Origin of the sequence: Nocardia blacklockiae (genome assembly GCF_015477355.1) — a bacterium.
GTDB classification, from domain to species: Bacteria; Actinomycetota; Actinomycetes; order Mycobacteriales; family Mycobacteriaceae; genus Nocardia; species Nocardia blacklockiae.
Genome location: NZ_JADLRJ010000047.1, coordinates 1 through 364, shown reverse-complemented (window position 1 = coordinate 364; position 364 = coordinate 1). Strand labels below are relative to the sequence as shown.

The window sequence follows — 364 nt, the reverse complement described above, 5'->3', positions numbered from 1 at the left end:
TCGTCGAAAACGTCGCCCCCTGCGGCACCCTCCCCGGCGACGCCATCCACGGCGACATCACCACCATCACCCGCACCTGCCTCGAACTCGCCATCAGCATGCTCGACGGCCACAACATCCCCGAAAAGACCGAACGCCTCCAAGACGCCGCCGCCGCCTGGGCCCGCGAAGGCGTCCCCATCGACACCATCCACCACGCCATCCACGAAGGCTTCAAAATCGGCTTCGACCTCGTCATCACCCACACCGCCACCAAACACCCCACCACCACAGACACCGACACCAGCACCAGCACCAGCACCGGCGACGACACTCACACCACCCTCACCCGCACCGACTACGACAACCTCATCGGCGGCGCCAA

Annotated in this window: 1 protein-coding gene; it reads left to right on the top strand. The window is 65.7% G+C overall.

The genetic code is table 11. The annotated features are described in order from the left end of the window. Nucleotides 1-364 (top strand): RsbRD N-terminal domain-containing protein (locus IU476_RS35710; RefSeq protein ID WP_500048441.1); only part of this gene is annotated, 364 nt, incomplete at both ends.